Origin of the sequence: Gelidibacter gilvus (genome assembly GCF_004115975.1) — a bacterium.
In the GTDB taxonomy this organism is placed as follows: Bacteria; Bacteroidota; Bacteroidia; order Flavobacteriales; family Flavobacteriaceae; genus Gelidibacter; species Gelidibacter gilvus.
Genome location: NZ_SDDZ01000005.1, coordinates 109125 through 127374 on the forward strand (window position 1 = coordinate 109125; position 18250 = coordinate 127374).

An 18250-nucleotide genomic window follows, 5' to 3' on the forward strand; every position below is an offset into this window, starting at 1 on the left:
TACCAGTTCTGATATGATAATAATCTAGAACTGAAAAACTATAAACAAAGAACACCTTGAAATTCTATTTAAAATACCTGCTTTTTTTCCTCTTCATATTCGGAAGTTTTTATTCCTGCAGTATTGCCAAATACATTCCTGAAAACGAACGCTTATACACCGGTGCAGAACTGACCATTGTCTCTGACTCTGTTATAAACAACGAATCTGGTTTAAGAACGGAACTGGAATCGGTGATGCTTCCTGAGCCCAACTCAAAATTTTTGGGCATGTATCCTGGACTCTATTATTATTACAAAAACCAAAAAGAGAATCCGGGATTCATTAACCGATGGTTATATAAGAAATTGGGAGAAAAACCGGTGTATCAATCGGATGTAGAAACATTTGAAGTTCAAGATCTATTGCTCAATCGACTTGAAAATAGAGGATTCTTTTACAGTGCTGCTTCTTCGGAATTTGAGGAATCTGAGAAAAGAGCAGCTGTTGTTTACACGGTTAAAGTGCCTAAACCTTATCGGATGGAAACGTATCAATTAGACTCTCTACCTGCTCCAATCCACAAAGAAATTGATTCTTTGGTCAAGGAGTCACCCCTCAGAAAAGGGATGCGCTTTGATTTAAATAAGATGAAATTGGAACGCCTTCGCATCGATGCAAATCTTAAGAAAATTGGGTATTACAATTTCAACGAAAGTTTTTTAATTTTCGAAGCCGACACAAATCGCTATAACAATAAAAGTTTCGATTTATTCCTCAAATTGAAAAAGGCAGTACCTCAAAAATCCATCGTTCCTTATAGAATTTCTAAGGTCAATGTGTACCCAAATTACGAAACTTCCGATTCCATCCAAACCGAAATCATTCGTTATAACGACAAAAATTTCATTCAGAAAGAAGTGTTTTTCAAACCAAAACATTTAGATCCTTTCATAAAATTGGAAGAGGGTCAGCTTTACAATCCCGAAACCTCGCGTAATACCGCCAGACGCCTTTCAACCATTGGTGCCTACAAGTACGTCAATATCCAATACAAAGAAGTTGACACCTTGGCAACGGACGATTTAGGACTTTTGGAAGCCAATATTTATTTATCGCCATTAAACAAACGTGCCTTTTCTGCAGAGTTACAAGTAGTGACCAAATCCAACAGTTTTACAGGTCCAGCATTGGCATTGACCTATAGCAACAGGAATGTCTTTGGAGGTGGCGAGACTTATAATACGACCTTAAAAATTGGATATGAAGCGCAGTTGGGTGGAGGGCAACAATCAGGAGACAGCAGTATGGAACTAGGTTTGAAGAATGAATTAATTTTTCCGAGAGTCATTTTCCCAGTCAAGATCAATGATGATTTTTTCAAATATTCCATCCCAAAAACAAAAACCTCGGTGAGCCTTGATTTCCAAGATCGAAGAAAATTATACACTTTGATTTCAGGAACGGCATTATTTGGTTACGTCTGGGATGCCAACAGGTATGTAACGCATCAAATCAACCCAATCTCCGTTAGTTATACGGATCTGATGAAAACGACGCCAGAATTTGATGACATCTTAGATGAAAATCCTTTTTTGAAACGAAGTTTTGAACAGCAGTTTATTTCTGGCCTAACTTATTCTTTCACCTATAATGAAATGGTCGATAAACAAAAAACACATCAAAAATATCTCAATTTCACCTTAGATGTGGCCGGAAACTCGATCAGTTTATTTGGAAAGAATCAAGGTCCTGATGTTCCAAAAACATTCCTGGGCATGGAATATGCGCAATACGCCAAGGCCGATGTAGATTTAAGTTACCACTATAATTTTGGCAAAGAACAAACCATCGCAGCCCGTATTTTTGCGGGTTATGGATTGGCTTATGGCAACTCTGATGTGGTCCCTTTTGTAAAACAATACTATGCCGGTGGTCCTTATAGCGTTCGGGCTTTTAGAATCCGCTCTTTGGGTCCAGGCACCTATAATGTAGAGGAAGACACCAATAATACCAGCGATAGTTATTTTGACAAAACAGGTAATATCCGGATGGAAGCCAACCTAGAATACAGATTCCCGATTGTGTCCTTCTTAAAAGGTGCCGTTTTTGCCGATGCAGGTAATATCTGGAACTCGAAAGAAAATCCTGTTTTTGATGGTAAAGATAAATTCTCTAAAGATTTTATAAGTGAACTCGGTATGGGAGCTGGTGTTGGGCTTCGTGTGGACATTCAAAGCTTTGTCATCCGTTTTGATTTGGCAGCCCCATTCCACGATCCTTCACAGAAAAAGGGTAAACGCTATAACTTTGACGTCAGCAATCCTATCTTGAACTTTGCGATTGGGTATCCGTTTTAAAATCTTCTGAATGTGTTGTTTTCTGAATCAAAATGTAATAACCTTGTAGATACAGGTTATATCCATGGAAGCAGCAATGATAAAAATCGGAAACTCCAAGGGTCTTCTTCTGAGTCAAATCATTTTAGAAAAATATAAGATTTAAGATAAAATACAATTGATTTTTGAAGACGATCAAATCATTCTAATTCCTATTGATGAACCGCGAAAGGGATGGGAGAAAGCATTTAAAAAGATGAATGCACAAGGCGACGACAAATTATTGATGGATTCTGTTTTTAAGGATGAACTTTTTAAAACCATATAAATGAACAAAGAAAACAAAAATAAATTCATGCTTGAAGCTGTTACTGCAGCACTTAAAGGCATGGACAATAATGAAGGCGGTCCTTTTGGATGTGTCATTGTAAAAGATGGAAAAATTGTAGGGCGCGGCAACAATAAAGTTACTTCCCATAACGATCCCACCGCACATGCCGAGATTATAGCCATCCGTGATGCCTGCAAAAACCTCAATTCTTTTCAATTGGAAGGTTGTGAAATTTACACCTCTTGCGAACCTTGTCCCATGTGTTTTGGCGCTATTTACTGGGCAAGACCAGACAAAGTTTATTACGGGTGTAGTCATCAAGATGCAGCAGATATTGATTTTGATGACGCCTTTATCTATAAAGAAATTGAATTACCTTATGACAAACGAAGCATTCCTTTTGAGCAAATTGCAAGAGATATTGCCTTGGAACCTTTTCAAAAATGGAGCAACAAAGACGATAAGACCGTCTATTAATTCAAAAAAATTCCAATTTTAAATAGTATACCTTGAAGGTGTAATCTTCAGTGATTTTCTTCGACTTAAAAACGGTAACTTATTCAATTTTGTAAGTTCAACTAACAACTAAACACATGCAAAAAACCTATTACGACCCAGCTGATTTAAAGAAATTTGGAAAAATTACAGAATGGAGTGAAGAACTTGGCAACAAGTTTTTCGATTATTATGCTAAGGTTTTCGAAGAAGGAAAACTTTCTGCTCGTGAAAAATCATTGATTGCTCTAGCAGTTGCCCACACCGAACAATGTCCTTATTGTATTGATGCCTATACCCAAGATGGTTTGCAACGTGGCATTACAAAAGAAGAAATGATGGAGGCCTTACACGTTGGTGCCGCTATTAAAGGTGGTGCAACCTTGGTTCATGGTGTACAGATGATGAATAAAGTCAATAAATTAGAGATGTGAGCAGAGAACCAAGACGGATGACAGTTGACAGAAGACAGCCGTTTAACTTCAAATTTTAACACCTTGAAAAATGCATCTTGAATTATTAACTTTGGACAAACTCTGAATCTTGAACTTTAAACTTAGAATCTAGAACTTACAAATGATCAAATCCCTACATAAAAGAAATAGCGAATTAGCAAACAGTCAAAGACAGCTCGAAATCTTATCGAATGGCATTTTTCAAAGTGGAGAGTTGCCAAAATTTAAGGATAAAATCGCTGAGACCGGACAATTTCCTTTAAAAGCAAAAAAACTTGAAATTCTACAAATCAACGTTGGTTATATGTGTAACCAAGTTTGTGAGCATTGCCACGTCGATGCCGGTCCAGACCGTAAGGAAATCATGACCAGAGAAACCATGCAACAATGTCTCGAAGTCATCAAAAACACGGGAGCCCATACCTTAGATTTGACCGGAGGCGCTCCTGAAATGAATCCCGATTTTAGATGGTTTGTGGAAGAAGCTTTAAAAATTGGCGTTAAGGATTTTATTGTCCGTTCTAATTTGACCATCATCAGGGCCAATAAAAAATACTACGATTTACCAGAGTTTTTCAAAAAACATAACGTCCATATCATGTCTTCCATGCCACACTGGACTAAAGGAAAGACAGATAAACAACGCGGCAATGGCGTTTTTGACAAATCCATAAAAGCCTTACAGGAACTCAATGCGGTTGGTTATGGAATGCCGGACAGTAACCTGAGACTGGATTTAGTTTACAATCCGTCGGGGGCATTTTTACCAGGAAATCAAGCCAGTATGGAAAAAGACTTCAAAAAAGCCTTGATGGACGATTTCGGCATTAATTTTCATAATTTATTCACCATTACCAATTTACCAATCAGCCGATTTTTGGATTATTTGATTGCTTCTGAAAATTACGAAGATTATATGTACGCCTTGGTGGAAGCCTACAATCCGCAAACCGTAAAAAATGTGATGTGTACCAATACCCTCTCAGTTTCCTGGGATGGCTATTTGTATGATTGCGATTTTAATCAAATGCTGAATTTGCCAGTAAACAGTAAAGTCAAACATATATCAGACTATAACGAAGAGCTTTTGGAAGGACGAACGATTATGATTTCGCAACATTGTTATGGTTGCACAGCTGGCGCAGGAAGTAGTTGTCAAGGGAGTGTGGCTTAGATGAAGTTGAAGTTGAAGTTTGAAAAATGCTGTAACTTCAATTATTCGACCTGAATTTCATTTTTAAGTTGGATTTCTCTGTGTTCCTACCGCTCCTGGCGGTAAACTTTGCGACCATTCCGTTGAAATAATCACCTTTCTCATTAAGTTTCCAGTTTTCCGCCTTCGCAAATGGTTTGGTCGGACAAGCAATTTCAACTAGGTCACTGAGCTTGTCGAAGTATCCACTTGAATCTCTTCACATTCCAATCATTTTTCCCGAACTTTGAATATTAAACTTTGAATCTCCACGAATGGGTATACTTTCCAAAAAACAAACGGATGGCGATAATGAAATGGCCACCGATTTCCATTTTCCAACCTCCAAAAAAGCACTGATCATTTTCACTCGCAATCCAGAATTGGGTAAATGTAAAACGCGATTGGCAAAAACGATTGGAGATGAAAATGCATTGGAAGTCTATAAATTCCTTTTAAATCACACCGCTTCAATTGCAAAAGAGGTTAAAGCTGATCGCTATGTCTTCTATTCTGAAAACATACTAAAAGACGATCTTTGGGACATTGGAACTTTTCGAAAAAAACTGCAAAAAGGTGACGACTTAGGCCAACGGATGCAAAATGCATTTGTAGAATTATTGGAAATGGGTTATGAAAAAGTCTCTATTATCGGTAGTGATCTTTTGGATTTGGATGCCGAAATTGTCAATACTGCATTTGCACAACTCGATTTTAATGATGTAGTGATTGGACCAGCTTTAGACGGCGGATATTATTTATTGGGAATGAAAAATCTATATCCCAATGTATTCAAAAATAAAGTGTGGGGCAGTGCATCGGTATTGCAATCCAGTTTGAAGGACCTCCAAAATAGCACGGTCTATTTGTTGAAAGAATTGAATGATATCGATACCTTTGAAGACATGAGACATTATGAACCACTTAAAAAATTTCACAATATAAGATGATGAAATATATCAACGAAACTATAGAGTACTTACAAAAGAAGGGCTTTGAAAATCCGGAAATCGGCATTATCCTCGGTACGGGATTGGGTCAATTGATCGATGCCGTAGAAATCCTTCATGAAGTCAGCTACAACCACATTCCCAATTTCCCGACGGCAACGGTCGAATTTCATAAGGGAAAATTGATTTACGGAATTATAGAAGGTAAAAAAGCCATTATCATGCAAGGACGTTTTCATATATACGAAGGCTACTCGCTACAAGATGTAACCTACCCTGTTCGGATTATGGAAAAACTGGGCATTCATACGCTTTTGGTTTCCAATGCATCAGGAGCGATCAATCTCAATTTCAAGAAAGGAGAATTGATGCTCATTGAAGATCATATCAATCTTCAAGGCAGTTCACCGTTGGCATTTAAAGGTGTGGAACATTTGGGCGAGCGTTTTACGGATATGAGCGCACCTTACGATGCGGAAATTAATGATAAATTTGAGCAAATTGCCAAAACCCATAACATCACACTTCACAAGGGAGTCTATGCTTCTGTGGTCGGGCCGCAGTTGGAAACAAGAGCAGAATATCGCATGTTAAAAATCATAGGTGCCGATGCGGTTGGGATGAGTACGGTTCCTGAAATTATTGTTGCCAATCACTTAAAATTAAAAGTGGCGGCGGTGTCAGTTTTAACAGATGAATGTGATCCAAGCAATCTAAAACCTGTAGATATTTCAGAAATTATTGCCATGGCTGAAAAAGCGGAACCGGATATGATTGTTTTGTTTAAGGAGTTGATAAAGAGTTTATAAATTATTTGAGTTAGACCTGACAGGTTACTAAAAGCTAAAAGATCCCAAGAGCATAAAAAAAGAGATTCCTGCCTTCGCAGGAATTTAAAAGCGGTATCAGTTTTAACGGATGAATGCGATCCAAGCAACCTAAAACCTGTAGATATTTCAGAAATTATCGCCATGGCTGAAAAAGCGGAACCTGATATGATTGTTTTGTTTAAGGAGTTGATTAAGAGTTTATAATTTATTTGAGTCAGACCTGTCAGGTTTTGAAAACATGAAAGGTCTAAAGAACATAAAAAAAGGATTCCTGCCTGCGCAGGAATTTAAAAGCAGTGTCAGTTTTAACGGATGAATGCGATCCAAGCAATCTAAAACTAGTCGATATTTCAGAAATTATTGCCATGGCTGAAAAAGCGGAACCGGATATGATTGTTTTGTTTAAGGAGTTGATTAAGAGTTTATAAATTATTTGAGTCAGACCTGTCAGGTTTTGAAAACTTGTCAGGTTTCCCAACTAAACTTTGTTAAAACTATAGTGAAACTTATAAGTCGATGCCGCCAAGAATCTTTGCAAATGAAAATTCAACTTTAGAGCTGAAACCTCTATAAAATCGAAAAAGAACATTCATGTTTTGGAAAAAATAAATAGCCGTAAGCAATTATTAAAAATACGACTATACTAAATATTATACAGGATTCACCTTTCAAGCGAAAGGTGTTTTTAACGTTTTAATTATGAGATTCCTGCCTGCGCAGGAATGAGGTATGGAAAAATATATTGACATCATTTTAAAATCCTATTCTGGATATTGGCGTTACCTCAAATATGAGTTAACCCACGTATACCATTGGGACAACTATTTTTATGGATTAATCGTTATTTCTTTAGTGGTTTGGCTATTGGAAATCTTGTTTCCTTGGCGTAAAAACCAATCCATATTCAGAAAGGATTTTTGGCTGGACACCTTTTATATGTTCTTCAATTTCTTCTTATTGAATTTGATTGTCCTCATTGCACTTTCCAATACCACGGCTGAGTTTTTCAATGATATTCTTGGTCTTTTTGGTTGGCATGTGGATAGTTTACAGGTTTTTAGTGTGAGCGAATTACCAAAATGGTTGGGGTTATTGATCTTCTTTTTGATCATCGATTTTGTCCAATGGAACACTCACATCTTGTTGCATCGCGTGCCATGGCTGTGGAATTTTCACAAGGTGCATCACAGCGTTAAAGAAATGGGATTTGCCGCACATTTGCGTTACCATTGGATGGAACCGGTAGTCTATAATTCTATATTATACATTCCTATTGCCATAATTGGAGGTTTCAATGTACAAGATGTTTCTATTGTTTACTTTTTCTCCATCGTCATTGGGCATTTGAACCACGCCAATTTAGGATGGAATTATGGCCCGTTGAAATATATTTTCAACAATCCGAAAATGCATATCTGGCATCATGTGAAAGAATTGCCCGAGCATAAAAAGTATGGTATGAACTACGGATTAACTTTAAGCTTGTGGGATTATATTTTTAACACACATCATGTACCACATGATGGAAGGGATATCGAACTCGGATTTCATGACGAAGACGATTTTCCAAAAACCTTTGTCAAACAAACCATTTACCCGATAAAGTCTAAAAAATAGTTTTTCTTAAAACACCTACAACACATCCATTCCACAGCGCTAGTTTAGGGCGTTCTCTTTCCTAAAATCTGATTTAAGGAACGTTCATTCCGACCTTTTTCATTAGGATATAATTCCATTAGAGCATCACTTTGGAAAACCTCTTTTGAATCGATATCCATCGCAGATAATTTACCATAAAACGCAGCACCAGTATCAACATTCCAAACATTAATAGCCAGTAATGGTACTTCGGAATTAAAATAAAGTGTTGGTGTATGCCCAATATAGATTTCGTTATAAAGTTTTAGGCATTTTGGAAACACCTCGGAATTTTCATCAATCTCTTTATCCAGATGCAATGCCCTTTCCCAAAGTGTCCTATCGAAATAGAAGGTGCTTTCTAAATTTTCTTTCTCTACACCTTCCTTAGACGTAAATCCCCCGTGAACGAATAATCGGTTCTGTTCATCCAAATGGTACAATTTCATTTGTTCAAAGAACTCAAGATGTGCTTTTTTATCTTCCTTCGAAAAACTCCAATAACTTTCGATGGCACCTCTCCCACCGTGATCTAACCAAATTTTGTCTGGTTTATCGGTCCTAAGCCATTTTTCACACCACACATCATGATTCCCTTTTATAAAAATGCATTCTTTCAATTGTGACAATACTATCAAATACTGGATGACTTGAGCCGATTCGCTCCAACCATCTACATAGTCGCCCATAAAAATCAATCGGTCTCCATCTACAATTTTTGTCCGATCCATCAGTTGTTTCAAACCTTTCAATCCGCCGTGTATATCACCAATTACCAATGTTCTCATAAATCATACTTTTTATAAAATGTCCGAATAACTTCTTCTGCAGGTTTGTTTTGTGGGGTAAATCGGTTGTCATCTTTCCCACCAACAACATCATGTTTATGAAACCATTTCCAAACAAAACCACCGGCAAACCACTCTTCATGCCAAAACTCTTCAAACAGTGCCTGGGTCAAAATTGCCTGTGCTTCAAGATTGACTTGTTTATCTACCCGATCAACCGTCCAAGGTGCCCGTCCTGCAAAATCAATGCTTCGATACCCAAATTCGGTAAACAAAATTTGTTTCTTGTGTTTTACTGAATAGTTTTTCATTCCAGATTTGTGCTTTTGCCATCCATTTTTTGTTTCCTCCAAAGTTGGCGATTGTTTGGCATCCACTGGAAAATAGGCATCAATGCCAATATAATCAAGATCGTCCCAAAATGGTGTGCGTTCATATTCATTCCAATTAGCGGCGTAGGTCAATTTGCCTTTATATATTTTCTTCACCTCAACAATCAATTCCTTCCAATAAGAAGGTCGTTCATCAATAAAATTTTCCAATTCTGTACCGATGCAGAAAATCTCGACATTCGCTTCCTGGGCAACTTTTGCATAAGCGAGGATAAAATCCGCATACGAGTTTTCCAAAACCTCCCAATCGGCTTCATGTGCCATTTTTATAAAACCAGTAAACTCACCACGCCAGACCCAAATTTGTGGTTTCAACATCACCTTAATTTGGTTTCTATGTAAGATGTCGACGTATTGCTTTACCCCTCTTTCAGTTTCACCAAACCATTGTCTATCGGTGTTAAAAATTATTTCCGGATGTTCCAACTCCTTAACAAACCCAAAAGGCATAATTGCTGCGTAATTAGCTCCAAGATTGACCACAGGATCAATATGCTGTTGATAGATGCTATCTCTTGATGCCACATAACTGACACCATTAATTTTTTCTGGTTTTTCAACGGTTGCGCTACACGAGAGCATAAAACAAAGGGATACAAAACATAAAATCCGAAAAATCATTCCCATACCGTATATTTATTCCTAAATTTAAACAAACTGAAATTAAAAAATTAAGTTTTACAAAAAACCTACGACAAACTATTTCTAAAGACTCAAAATGGAACATATCGTCATCATCGGGAATGGTATTTCTGGCGTTACTGCGGCAAGACATATTCGGAAACTTTCAAATAAAAGGATCACTATAATTTCTGCCGAAACCGAACATTTCTTTTCACGTACCGCCCTAATGTATATTTATATGGGGCACATGAAATACGAACACACCAAACCTTATGAGGATTGGTTTTGGAAGAAAAATCGGATTGACCTAAAATTCGGGTTTGTTAAAAACATTGAAACAGATAGCAAGACTTTATATTTTGAGGATGGTGAGCTTTTAAATTATGATAAATTAATAATTTCGACAGGAAGCAAATCCAATAAGTTTGGATGGAAAGGTCAGGATTTGAACGGTGTTTTAGGTTTGTACAGTAAACAGGATTTAGATCAACTGGAACTTTTAGCGCCTAATAAAGAGGTGTGCAAACGCGCTGTAATTGTTGGTGGCGGTCTGATTGGAATTGAGTTGGCAGAAATGCTTCATACCCGGAAAATTCCCGTTACTTTTTTGGTGCGTGAAGATCATTTTTGGGATAATGCTTTACCTATTGGTGATGCAAAAATGATCTCGCGCCATATTTTAAGCCATGGCATTGATTTGCGATTAAAATCAAATCTTAAAGAAATACAATCGGATGAAAATGGACGTGCAAATGCCGTGGTAGTTGAAGAAACTGGTGAAGTTATTACATGTAATCTGGTCGGCTTGACGCCCGGTGTTTCTCCAAATATCGATATGGTGAAAATGACTAAAATTGAAACTGACCAAGGTGTTTTGGTAAATCGGTTTTTAAAAACGAATATAGCGGACGTTTATGCGATTGGCGATTGTGCCCAACAACGAGAGCCCATTGGCAATAGAAAGGCCATTGAGCCACTTTGGTACACAGGCAGAATGATGGGCGAAGCCGTTGCTCAGACCGTTTGCGGTAATAAAATGAAATACAACCCTGGGCATTGGTTCAACTCTGCAAAGTTTTTTAATATCGAATATCAAACTTATGGTTGGGTATTTCCGCAACCAAAAGAAGGCAATGCACATTTTCATTGGAAACATGAAGATGATAGCAAATGCATCACCATAGAATATGAGAGCGCTACCAATCTGTTTTTAGGCATAAACACCTTCGGCATCCGAATGAAACATGAGGTTTTTGACCGATGGCTGACAGAAAAACGTTCTGCAGATTATGTAATGGAGCATTTGAAGGACGCCAACTTTGATCCTGAATTCTATAAAACTTTTGAATCAGAGATTTTAGAAAGTTATTCTGAACAGTTTAAAATGGCCTAATGATCAGACCTCACAGGTTTTTGAAACCTGTGAGGTCTTTAACAAAATTTAAATAAATGAACTACGAACCACTCATAGAAGGTAATTATTATCACATTTATAATTGTGGAAACAATAAAGAAGATATTTTTATTGAAGAAAAAAACTATGAGTATTTTTTGCATTTATTAAAGAAACACATTCTACCTTGTTCCGATATTTTAAGTTTCTGTTTGTTAAAAAATCATTTTCATTTATTAGTTTTTCTGAAGGAAAACCTTGAATCAAAAATCATTTCGCAGTGCTATTCAAATTTTTTTAATGCTTACGCAAAAGCTATTAACAAGTCGTATCATCGTACTGGAAGTTTGTTTAGAAATAGATTTTCAAGAATTAAAATTACCGATGAGGATTATTTAAGATCTTTAATTATTTACATCCATACAAATCCAACACATCATCAATTCGTCGATGATTTCAAAACCTACAAGTATTCTTCTTACAAATCAATCATGTCAAAACAACCAACTTTATTGCATAGGAATTTTGTGCGTGATTTATTTGATAATAGAGAAAATTTTCAATTTGCACACAACAATAAACAGCTAAGAATCAAGGAAGAATTACTTTTAGAATAACAAGATAAGACCTGTCAGGTTTTAAAAACCTGACAGGTCTAACCAATAAAAAATCAATCATGAGCAATAAATTAAACCCCAGCATGTCTCTTGCCAAACCCGATTCGCAAGCGCTTTCCAAAACACAAAAAATTGGAGTCGCCATTGGAATTATCGGACTTTTTATTATGATATTGGCTTTTTTCAACGTTGATTTCCCTAATAAAACGGTGTTCCTATCCTTATCATTGGGGATGATTACTTTGGGGACCATCATATTTTCCAACAACGCCTATTTAACAAAAGAAGCAGGTATTCAAAATGATGGCGTTTGGTTCAAATCCATTGCATCACGAGGGTTTTGGGGATGGATATTGGGAATTGTGCTGACCCTTTTTTATATCGTTCTCTATTTTAAAGCCGAATGGCTAGGATTGGCAGCAAAGGGTGAAGCAAATAGCGGATTGGTAGCATTATTTGATCCTTTAAGTCGGTTATTGAACGGCGGACCAGCAAGCCAGTGGTTTGTATACGGAACATTATATACCGCGGCGATTTTAGTTTTTGGCTATAAATTCATGCTGAAATACCGCCATAATAAATATGAACAATTAAGAACGGTATCTGTAATGTTCTTTCAATTGGCATTTGCTTTTTTGATTCCAGAATTCATGGCACGACTAAATTCAGAGACCTTTAGCCTTCCATATTATGACCTAAAAAACATTTGGCCGCTCAACTATTATAATTTCGACAAATACCGTGTGGACTCAATGATTGAAGCGGGGGATATTGGATTGGCCTTCTTAATTTTTGGAATTGTTTCCATATTCGTCATTACGCCAATTTTGACTTATAAATACGGGAAACGTTGGTATTGTTCATGGGTTTGCGGGTGTGGCGGTCTTGCCGAAACTGCTGGAGATCCTTTCAGACATCTAAGCGACAAAACACAAGTGGCTTGGAAAATTGAACGTTGGGTGGTCCATAGTGTCGTTGTTTTTGTAACCCTCATGACTACTGCCGTAATTTATTCCTATTTAGGGAATGATTCAAGTAAGTATTGGTTGACAAAAGATGTTTTTCTCCTTAGCGTAGCTACTTTACTGACCGTAGTATTTGCATTGGTCATGATTTTCAAGCGTAAAGAACTGGCAAAAGACGCGCAATATGGTGCCATTGGTTATTTTGTAATCATCATGGTGATCATAGGCATGCATTATTTTAGTGGCACCAAACATGTGTTTTTATTCAATACGTATTTCCTTCAATCCTCCTACGGATTTTTAATCGGTGCGATATTTTCCGGAGTGATTGGCGTAGGCTTTTACCCTATTTTCGGTAACCGCGTGTGGTGCCGTTTTGGCTGCCCAATGGCTGCGGTTTTAGGATTCCAGCAGCGTCTGTTTTCAAGATTTCGGATTACCACAAACGGTGGTCAATGTATCTCTTGCGGCAACTGTTCTACCTATTGTGAAATGGGTATTGACGTTCGGGCTTATGCTCAAAAAGGTGAAAACATTGTCCGAAGCAGTTGTGTTGGGTGTGGGATTTGCGCCGCAGTCTGCCCAAGAGGCGTTCTAAAGCTTGAGAACGATTCCTTAAAAGGACGTATCAACAGCAATGATATTTTATTGGGGAATGATGTGGATTTAATGGATTTGGTGAATCAGAAATGATCATTTATTTATTTCACAGAGATGCACAGAGAACCACGGAGTGTCACAAAGCTTTAACCACAATCGAAAAATAAAACGATTTCTCCGTGCGACTCCTGTACAAAACTCTGCGTTCCTCTGTGTAACCTTTATACACAGTTTCAATAAACTATTCTTACTTTTGCCCCAACTTAAATCTTCAAATGCCCAATATCAAAGTTATTATCCCCGCCTATAACGAAGCTGATTCCATTGCACTCGTCATCAATGATATCCCATCTGTTGTGAACGAAATAATTGTCGTCAACAACAATTCCACCGACAAAACCTCTGAAGTTGCCCAAAACGCTGGGGCAACCGTTTTATTAGAAACCAAAATGGGCTACGGCTATGCCTGTTTAAAGGGCATGGAATATGTTTCTACATTATCTGAAAAACCAGAGATTATTGTTTTTATGGATGGCGATTATAGTGATTACCCAGAAGAACTGATCCAAATAGTCGCTCCAATTATTGAAGATAATATTGATTTTGTTATTGGTTCACGAGTCAGGCGCTTACAGGAAAAAGGTTCCATGACACCGCAACAGCATTTTGGAAACTGGCTGGCGACCTCTTTAATGCGAATTTTGTTTGGTGCAAATTTCACAGATCTTGGGCCGTTTAGAGCCATAAAATATCAAAAACTCCTTTATCTACAAATGCAGGACAAAACTTATGGATGGACCATTGAAATGCAACTAAAAGCCCTCAAACAAAATTTGACCTATGTGGAGATTCCTGTAAAATATAAAAAAAGAATTGGGGTCTCGAAAGTATCAGGAACCATAAAAGGTTCTATCTTTGCGGGCGTAAAAATCCTAGGTTGGATTTTTAAATATAGTTTTAAGAAATGATTCTAGAAACCTTAATAATAGTTGTTTACACAATTGCTCTACTACTTATTTTAATGTATGCACTTGCACAACTAAATCTATTAATTAATTATTTAGCTGCCAAAAAAAAGAAGGATACTTCAGAAGTCTTTGATTTTTCCAATCCAGAAGAAATTCCATTTGTAACCATTCAGCTGCCTGTTTATAATGAAATGTATGTGATGGAACGTCTTTTGGATAACATCGCTTTGATGGATTACCCAAAAGATAAATTGGAAATTCAGGTCCTTGACGATTCTACTGATGAAACCGTTATTACCACCGCTGAACATGTCGAAAAATTAAAAAAGACCGGCTTGGATATCGAACATATCCGAAGAACAGATCGGAGTGGTTTTAAAGCAGGTGCCTTAAAAGAAGGCCTTAAAATTGCCAAAGGTGAATATATTGCCATTTTTGATGCCGATTTTCTACCACAACCAAACTGGTTAAAACTGACCATCCCTTATTTTAAGGACGAACAAATTGGCGTGGTCCAAACCCGTTGGGGACATATCAATAGAAACTATTCCATACTTACAAAAATTCAAGCTTTTGCTTTAGATGCACATTTCACATTGGAGCAAGTTGGCAGAAACAGTAAAGGCCATTTCATTAATTTTAACGGCACCGCTGGTGTATGGCGTAAAACCTGTATTCTTGATGCTGGAAACTGGGAAGGCGATACACTTACCGAAGATTTAGATTTAAGCTATAGAGCACAACTTAAAAATTGGAAATTCAAATATTTGGAAGATGTTGAGACGCCTGCCGAATTACCGGTAGTGATCAGTGCAGCACGTTCACAGCAATTCCGTTGGAACAAAGGTGGCGCAGAGAATTTCAGAAAAATGATGTGGCGTGTCTTGACCTCCAAGAACATTTCTCCAAAAACTAAACTTCATGGCCTATTGCATCTATTGAACAGCACCATGTTTTTAAACGTGTTTTTGGTAGCTATTTTAAGCATTCCAATGCTTTATATTAAAAATGAATATGCACATTTAAGATTCTACTTTTATTTTATGAGCTTTTTTGTGTTGAGCACCATCATCTTTTTTGTGTGCTACTGGATCATGTATCGGGAGATTTACGGCGCTGGATTTAAAAACTTTTTCAATTATGTCTTCTTGTTCTTTACGTTTTTCTCCATTGCAATGGGTTTTTCACTTCACAACTCCATTGCCGTTATTGAAGGACATATGGGCAAGCGTAGTGAGTTTATCAGAACACCAAAGTTTAATATCAGTACATTAAAAGACACTTGGAAAGGCAATAAATATTTACGCAAGAAAGTTTCTATGAACGTCATTTTTGAAGGTGCGCTCATGCTCTACTTTGGATTTGGCCTTTATCTTGCCTTCGTTATCGGAGATCAAGGCGGCGACTTCGGTCTCTTCCCATTCCATCTCATGCTTTTTGTTGGATTTGGTTATGTATTCTTCCAATCGTTGACCTCTAAAGTGTAGTTATTTTTTTATTTGGGCGTTACCTTCGGCCAATAAAAATCACATCTGATCATCAAGCTTAAGGCAGGCCTCAGGTCGCGCTATCCACTATATCTTTTTAATCCGGCAGCCTCCTTTCAGTCAGCCACCTGCTTAAAAAGGATGCCGTTTCTATCGCTAACGCAAATTCGTTCATCAATAAATTTTTAATTATAGAATCTCAGACCTGACAGGTTTTAAAAACCTGTCAGGTCTTTTTATTTGACATTAAAATAATCAACTTATCTTGCAACGTCAAACACTTCCAAATCTTCCTTGTTGAAGCTGGACTTTTTATAACCCTTAATGTTCAATCCAACATTCTTAAGATTAAATAGAGCACCGGTTTTTTTTGCACTTGCCTCTAAAATCTAAAATCGGTCTGGATAATAATCTTTTGGTTTTGTCTCAAACTAAAACACTACAGAATAAATTACAATATCAGTCTGAAAATCGTTCTGGCTGGGGTTTTAAAAATAGACTGAAAGTCTGTTGGATTCGCGAAATAGATAACGAAATAGTTTTTTCAAAACTTTTCAGGAATGAATCTGTGATAATTCGTGAAATTCGTGTCTAAATTTTTAAAAGCTCAAGTCAGATACACTTAGAGATGTTTTAACTTTATTTAAAATCAACTTAAAGAACAAGATGTCGTCAAAGTAAAAACCTGTCAGGTCTTTTTATTTGACATTAAAATAATCAACTTATCTTGCAACGTCAAACACTTCCAAATCTTCCATGTTGAAGCTGGACTTTTTATAACCCTTAATGTTCAATCCAACATTCTTAAAATCAAATAGAACACCGGTTTTTTTTGCACTTGCAAGTGTTGTCCTCTATGCCTTATTTGCCTACGACTTAGTAAGAACGGAATACACTAAACTCATTATATTATACGCTTTATTATTTGTTGTATTCTATCAGCTGGTAAAAAATCACTCGGGTAACTTTAAACTATTGGTGATATTTTCAATAGTCTTAAGAGTTGTCTTTTTATTTGCAACTCCAAATCTCTCGCAAGATTTCTATCGTTTTATTTGGGATGGGCGCATGATTCTTGAAGGTTTTAATCCCTATCTTTTTACTCCAGAATCATTTATCGGCATCGGTAAATTCCCAGTCGCACAAGCTCAAGAACTTTATCAAGGCATGGGAGCACTTAACGCGAGCCACTTTACAAATTACCCACCAGTAAAGCAATTCATTTTTATGATGGCCGCTCTTTTCTCTGGGAAGAGTATTTTAGGCTCCGCACTGGTTTTTAGAGTATTTATCATTGCAGCGGATATAGGAACGCTATATATTGGCAAAAAGCTTTTAGAAAGCCTAAAATTGCCTACTCATAACATATTTTGGTACATCCTTAATCCTTTTGTCATTATTGAACTGACGGGGAATCTACATTTTGAAGGCATCATGATTTTCTTTCTTCTTTTAAGCATATATCAATTGCATTTGGGAAAATGGAAAATTGCCGCAGTGATCTTTGCGCTTTCTGTTTCAGTAAAATTAATTCCATTATTGTTTCTTCCGCTGTTTTTTAAGTATTTCCTCAAGAACAACAGGAGCTTTAACGACGCAGAAAACGCAACTATTAATTCAGTCACTTCGCCACTTAGTTTCAAAAAACTTATAGGCTTTTATGCCATCATTGGCATCACCATCTTACTTCTATTTGCACCTTTTTATTCATCAGAATTTATAAATAATTATGCAAAAACGGTGGGACTTTGGTTCAGCACTTTTGAGTTCAATGCTAGTTTGTATTATATAGCAAGAGAGATTGGGTACAGGCTAACGGGTTATAATGAAATTGCGATTATCGGAAAATTTATTCCTTTAGTAACCATTGTTACACTTTTAATCTTAACCTTCTTTAGGAAAAACATAACCACAAAACAACTTATTGTGAGCATGCTTTTTGCGGCAAGTATTTATTATTTTATTTCTACAACAATCCATCCTTGGTATTTGGCAACACTATTAATCTTGTCTGTGTTTACCAATTACAAATTCCCTTTAGTTTGGTCGTTCATGATTATTCTAAGCTATTTGGCATACGCAAATTCTGAAAACACCGAAAACCTTTGGATTATTGCTTTGGAATACTTGGTTGTGTATTCCGTTTTTATTTGGGAAGTGTTCATAAAAAAAGACCACCAAGAGGTGGTCTTTCAAATTAAGTAATG

Annotated in this window: 16 protein-coding genes and 2 pseudogenes; 16 read left to right on the top strand and 2 right to left on the bottom strand. The window is 36.9% G+C overall.

What is annotated here, in order from left to right:
- Window positions 1–56: 56 nt before the first annotated feature.
- The 10 genes and pseudogenes from tamL to ESZ48_RS10440 all read left to right on the top strand — a co-directional run bounded on the left by tamL (window position 57) and on the right by ESZ48_RS10440 (window position 8188).
- Entirely contained in the window at window positions 57–2339 is a 2283-nt protein-coding gene (gene tamL, locus ESZ48_RS10395; protein ID WP_129017381.1) for a translocation and assembly module lipoprotein TamL, read from the top strand.
- A 157-nt stretch (window positions 2340–2496) separates the two neighbouring features.
- Window positions 2497–2646 (top strand): hypothetical protein, encoded by a 150-nt coding sequence (locus tag ESZ48_RS19790; RefSeq protein ID WP_394345725.1) that lies wholly within the window; start codon window positions 2497–2499, stop codon window positions 2644–2646.
- Window positions 2647–3126, top strand: coding sequence for a nucleoside deaminase (locus ESZ48_RS10405; RefSeq protein ID WP_129017383.1), 480 nt, complete (start codon window positions 2647–2649; stop codon window positions 3124–3126). It begins immediately after the preceding gene.
- Between the two features lie 116 nt (window positions 3127–3242).
- Window positions 3243–3578 (top strand): arsenosugar biosynthesis-associated peroxidase-like protein, encoded by a 336-nt coding sequence (locus ESZ48_RS10410; RefSeq protein WP_129017385.1) that lies wholly within the window; start codon window positions 3243–3245, stop codon window positions 3576–3578.
- 142 nt (window positions 3579–3720) lie between these two features.
- Window positions 3721–4773 (top strand): arsenosugar biosynthesis radical SAM (seleno)protein ArsS, encoded by a 1053-nt coding sequence (gene arsS / locus ESZ48_RS10415; RefSeq protein WP_129017387.1) that lies wholly within the window; start codon window positions 3721–3723, stop codon window positions 4771–4773.
- Between the two features lie 293 nt (window positions 4774–5066).
- Window positions 5067–5741, top strand: coding sequence for a TIGR04282 family arsenosugar biosynthesis glycosyltransferase (locus tag ESZ48_RS10420; RefSeq protein WP_129017389.1), 675 nt, complete (start codon window positions 5067–5069; stop codon window positions 5739–5741).
- The gene (locus ESZ48_RS10425; RefSeq protein WP_129017391.1) at window positions 5738–6550 is read left to right on the top strand and encodes a purine-nucleoside phosphorylase; all 813 of its coding nucleotides are present in this window, start codon (window positions 5738–5740) and stop codon (window positions 6548–6550) included. The genes ESZ48_RS10420 and ESZ48_RS10425 overlap by 4 nt, the downstream gene beginning before the upstream one ends.
- An 84-nt stretch (window positions 6551–6634) precedes the next feature.
- Window positions 6635–6775 (top strand): annotated as a pseudogene (locus ESZ48_RS19565) (purine-nucleoside phosphorylase); the annotation flags it as partial.
- Window positions 6776–6858: 83 nt separating this feature from the next.
- Window positions 6859–6999: pseudogene (locus ESZ48_RS10435) on the top strand (purine-nucleoside phosphorylase); the annotation flags it as partial.
- Between the two features lie 301 nt (window positions 7000–7300).
- Window positions 7301–8188: a sterol desaturase family protein gene (locus ESZ48_RS10440; RefSeq protein ID WP_129017393.1), complete on the top strand. Its 888-nt coding sequence runs from the start codon at window positions 7301–7303 to the stop codon at window positions 8186–8188.
- Window positions 8189–8232: 44 nt separating this feature from the next.
- Here ESZ48_RS10440 and ESZ48_RS10445 read toward each other — a convergent pair whose 3' ends face one another.
- Together ESZ48_RS10445 and ESZ48_RS10450 are read right to left on the bottom strand one after the other, a co-directional pair.
- Window positions 8233–8997 carry a metallophosphoesterase family protein gene (locus ESZ48_RS10445; RefSeq protein WP_129017395.1) on the bottom strand — a complete coding sequence of 255 codons (765 nt, stop codon included), beginning with the start codon at window positions 8995–8997 and terminating at the stop codon, window positions 8233–8235.
- Window positions 8994–9971, bottom strand: a complete 978-nt coding sequence (locus ESZ48_RS10450) for a glycoside hydrolase family 113 (RefSeq protein WP_129017397.1) — start codon at window positions 9969–9971, stop codon at window positions 8994–8996. Before ESZ48_RS10450 ends, ESZ48_RS10445 begins: the two co-directional genes overlap by 4 nt.
- A 136-nt stretch (window positions 9972–10107) precedes the next feature.
- Between ESZ48_RS10450 and ESZ48_RS10455 the strand changes: the two genes are divergently transcribed.
- The 6 genes from ESZ48_RS10455 (at window position 10108) to ESZ48_RS10480 (ending at window position 18248) form a co-directional block, all read left to right on the top strand.
- On the top strand, window positions 10108–11406 hold the full coding sequence (locus ESZ48_RS10455) for an NAD(P)/FAD-dependent oxidoreductase (RefSeq protein ID WP_129017399.1): 1299 nt from the start codon (window positions 10108–10110) through the stop codon (window positions 11404–11406).
- A gap of 56 nt (window positions 11407–11462) precedes the next feature.
- Window positions 11463–12023 carry a transposase gene (locus ESZ48_RS10460; protein WP_129017401.1) on the top strand — a complete coding sequence of 187 codons (561 nt, stop codon included), beginning with the start codon at window positions 11463–11465 and terminating at the stop codon, window positions 12021–12023.
- A gap of 59 nt (window positions 12024–12082) precedes the next feature.
- The gene (locus tag ESZ48_RS10465; RefSeq protein WP_129017403.1) at window positions 12083–13681 is read left to right on the top strand and encodes a 4Fe-4S binding protein; all 1599 of its coding nucleotides are present in this window, start codon (window positions 12083–12085) and stop codon (window positions 13679–13681) included.
- Window positions 13682–13863: 182 nt separating this feature from the next.
- Entirely contained in the window at window positions 13864–14556 is a 693-nt protein-coding gene (locus ESZ48_RS10470) for a glycosyltransferase family 2 protein (protein ID WP_129017404.1), read from the top strand.
- Window positions 14553–16043 carry a cellulose synthase family protein gene (locus ESZ48_RS10475; protein ID WP_129017406.1) on the top strand — a complete coding sequence of 497 codons (1491 nt, stop codon included), beginning with the start codon at window positions 14553–14555 and terminating at the stop codon, window positions 16041–16043. The genes ESZ48_RS10470 and ESZ48_RS10475 overlap by 4 nt, the downstream gene beginning before the upstream one ends.
- A gap of 786 nt (window positions 16044–16829) precedes the next feature.
- A complete protein-coding gene (locus ESZ48_RS10480; protein WP_129017407.1) occupies window positions 16830–18248 on the top strand; it encodes a mannosyltransferase in 1419 nt (472 codons plus the stop codon).
- Window positions 18249–18250: the final 2 nt, after the last annotated feature.

What these genes read in the sequence shown, in the direction of transcription:
- ESZ48_RS10450 (WP_129017397.1), bottom strand. Translation starts at nt 9,971, where the DNA reads ATGCTCTCGTGTAGCGCAACCGTTGAAAAACCAGAAAAAATTAATGGT.
- ESZ48_RS10460 (WP_129017401.1), top strand. Translation starts at nt 11,463, where the DNA reads ATGAACTACGAACCACTCATAGAAGGTAATTATTATCACATTTATAAT.
- ESZ48_RS10440 (WP_129017393.1), top strand. Translation starts at nt 7,301, where the DNA reads ATGGAAAAATATATTGACATCATTTTAAAATCCTATTCTGGATATTGG.
- ESZ48_RS10410 (WP_129017385.1), top strand. Translation starts at nt 3,243, where the DNA reads ATGCAAAAAACCTATTACGACCCAGCTGATTTAAAGAAATTTGGAAAA.
- ESZ48_RS10455 (WP_129017399.1), top strand. Translation starts at nt 10,108, where the DNA reads ATGGAACATATCGTCATCATCGGGAATGGTATTTCTGGCGTTACTGCG.
- ESZ48_RS10480 (WP_129017407.1), top strand. Translation starts at nt 16,830, where the DNA reads ATGTTCAATCCAACATTCTTAAAATCAAATAGAACACCGGTTTTTTTT.
- ESZ48_RS10465 (WP_129017403.1), top strand. Translation starts at nt 12,083, where the DNA reads ATGAGCAATAAATTAAACCCCAGCATGTCTCTTGCCAAACCCGATTCG.
- arsS (WP_129017387.1), top strand. Translation starts at nt 3,721, where the DNA reads ATGATCAAATCCCTACATAAAAGAAATAGCGAATTAGCAAACAGTCAA.
- ESZ48_RS10475 (WP_129017406.1), top strand. Translation starts at nt 14,553, where the DNA reads ATGATTCTAGAAACCTTAATAATAGTTGTTTACACAATTGCTCTACTA.
- ESZ48_RS10425 (WP_129017391.1), top strand. Translation starts at nt 5,738, where the DNA reads ATGATGAAATATATCAACGAAACTATAGAGTACTTACAAAAGAAGGGC.
- ESZ48_RS10445 (WP_129017395.1), bottom strand. Translation starts at nt 8,997, where the DNA reads ATGAGAACATTGGTAATTGGTGATATACACGGCGGATTGAAAGGTTTG.
- ESZ48_RS10405 (WP_129017383.1), top strand. Translation starts at nt 2,647, where the DNA reads ATGAACAAAGAAAACAAAAATAAATTCATGCTTGAAGCTGTTACTGCA.
- ESZ48_RS10470 (WP_129017404.1), top strand. Translation starts at nt 13,864, where the DNA reads ATGCCCAATATCAAAGTTATTATCCCCGCCTATAACGAAGCTGATTCC.
- ESZ48_RS10420 (WP_129017389.1), top strand. Translation starts at nt 5,067, where the DNA reads ATGGGTATACTTTCCAAAAAACAAACGGATGGCGATAATGAAATGGCC.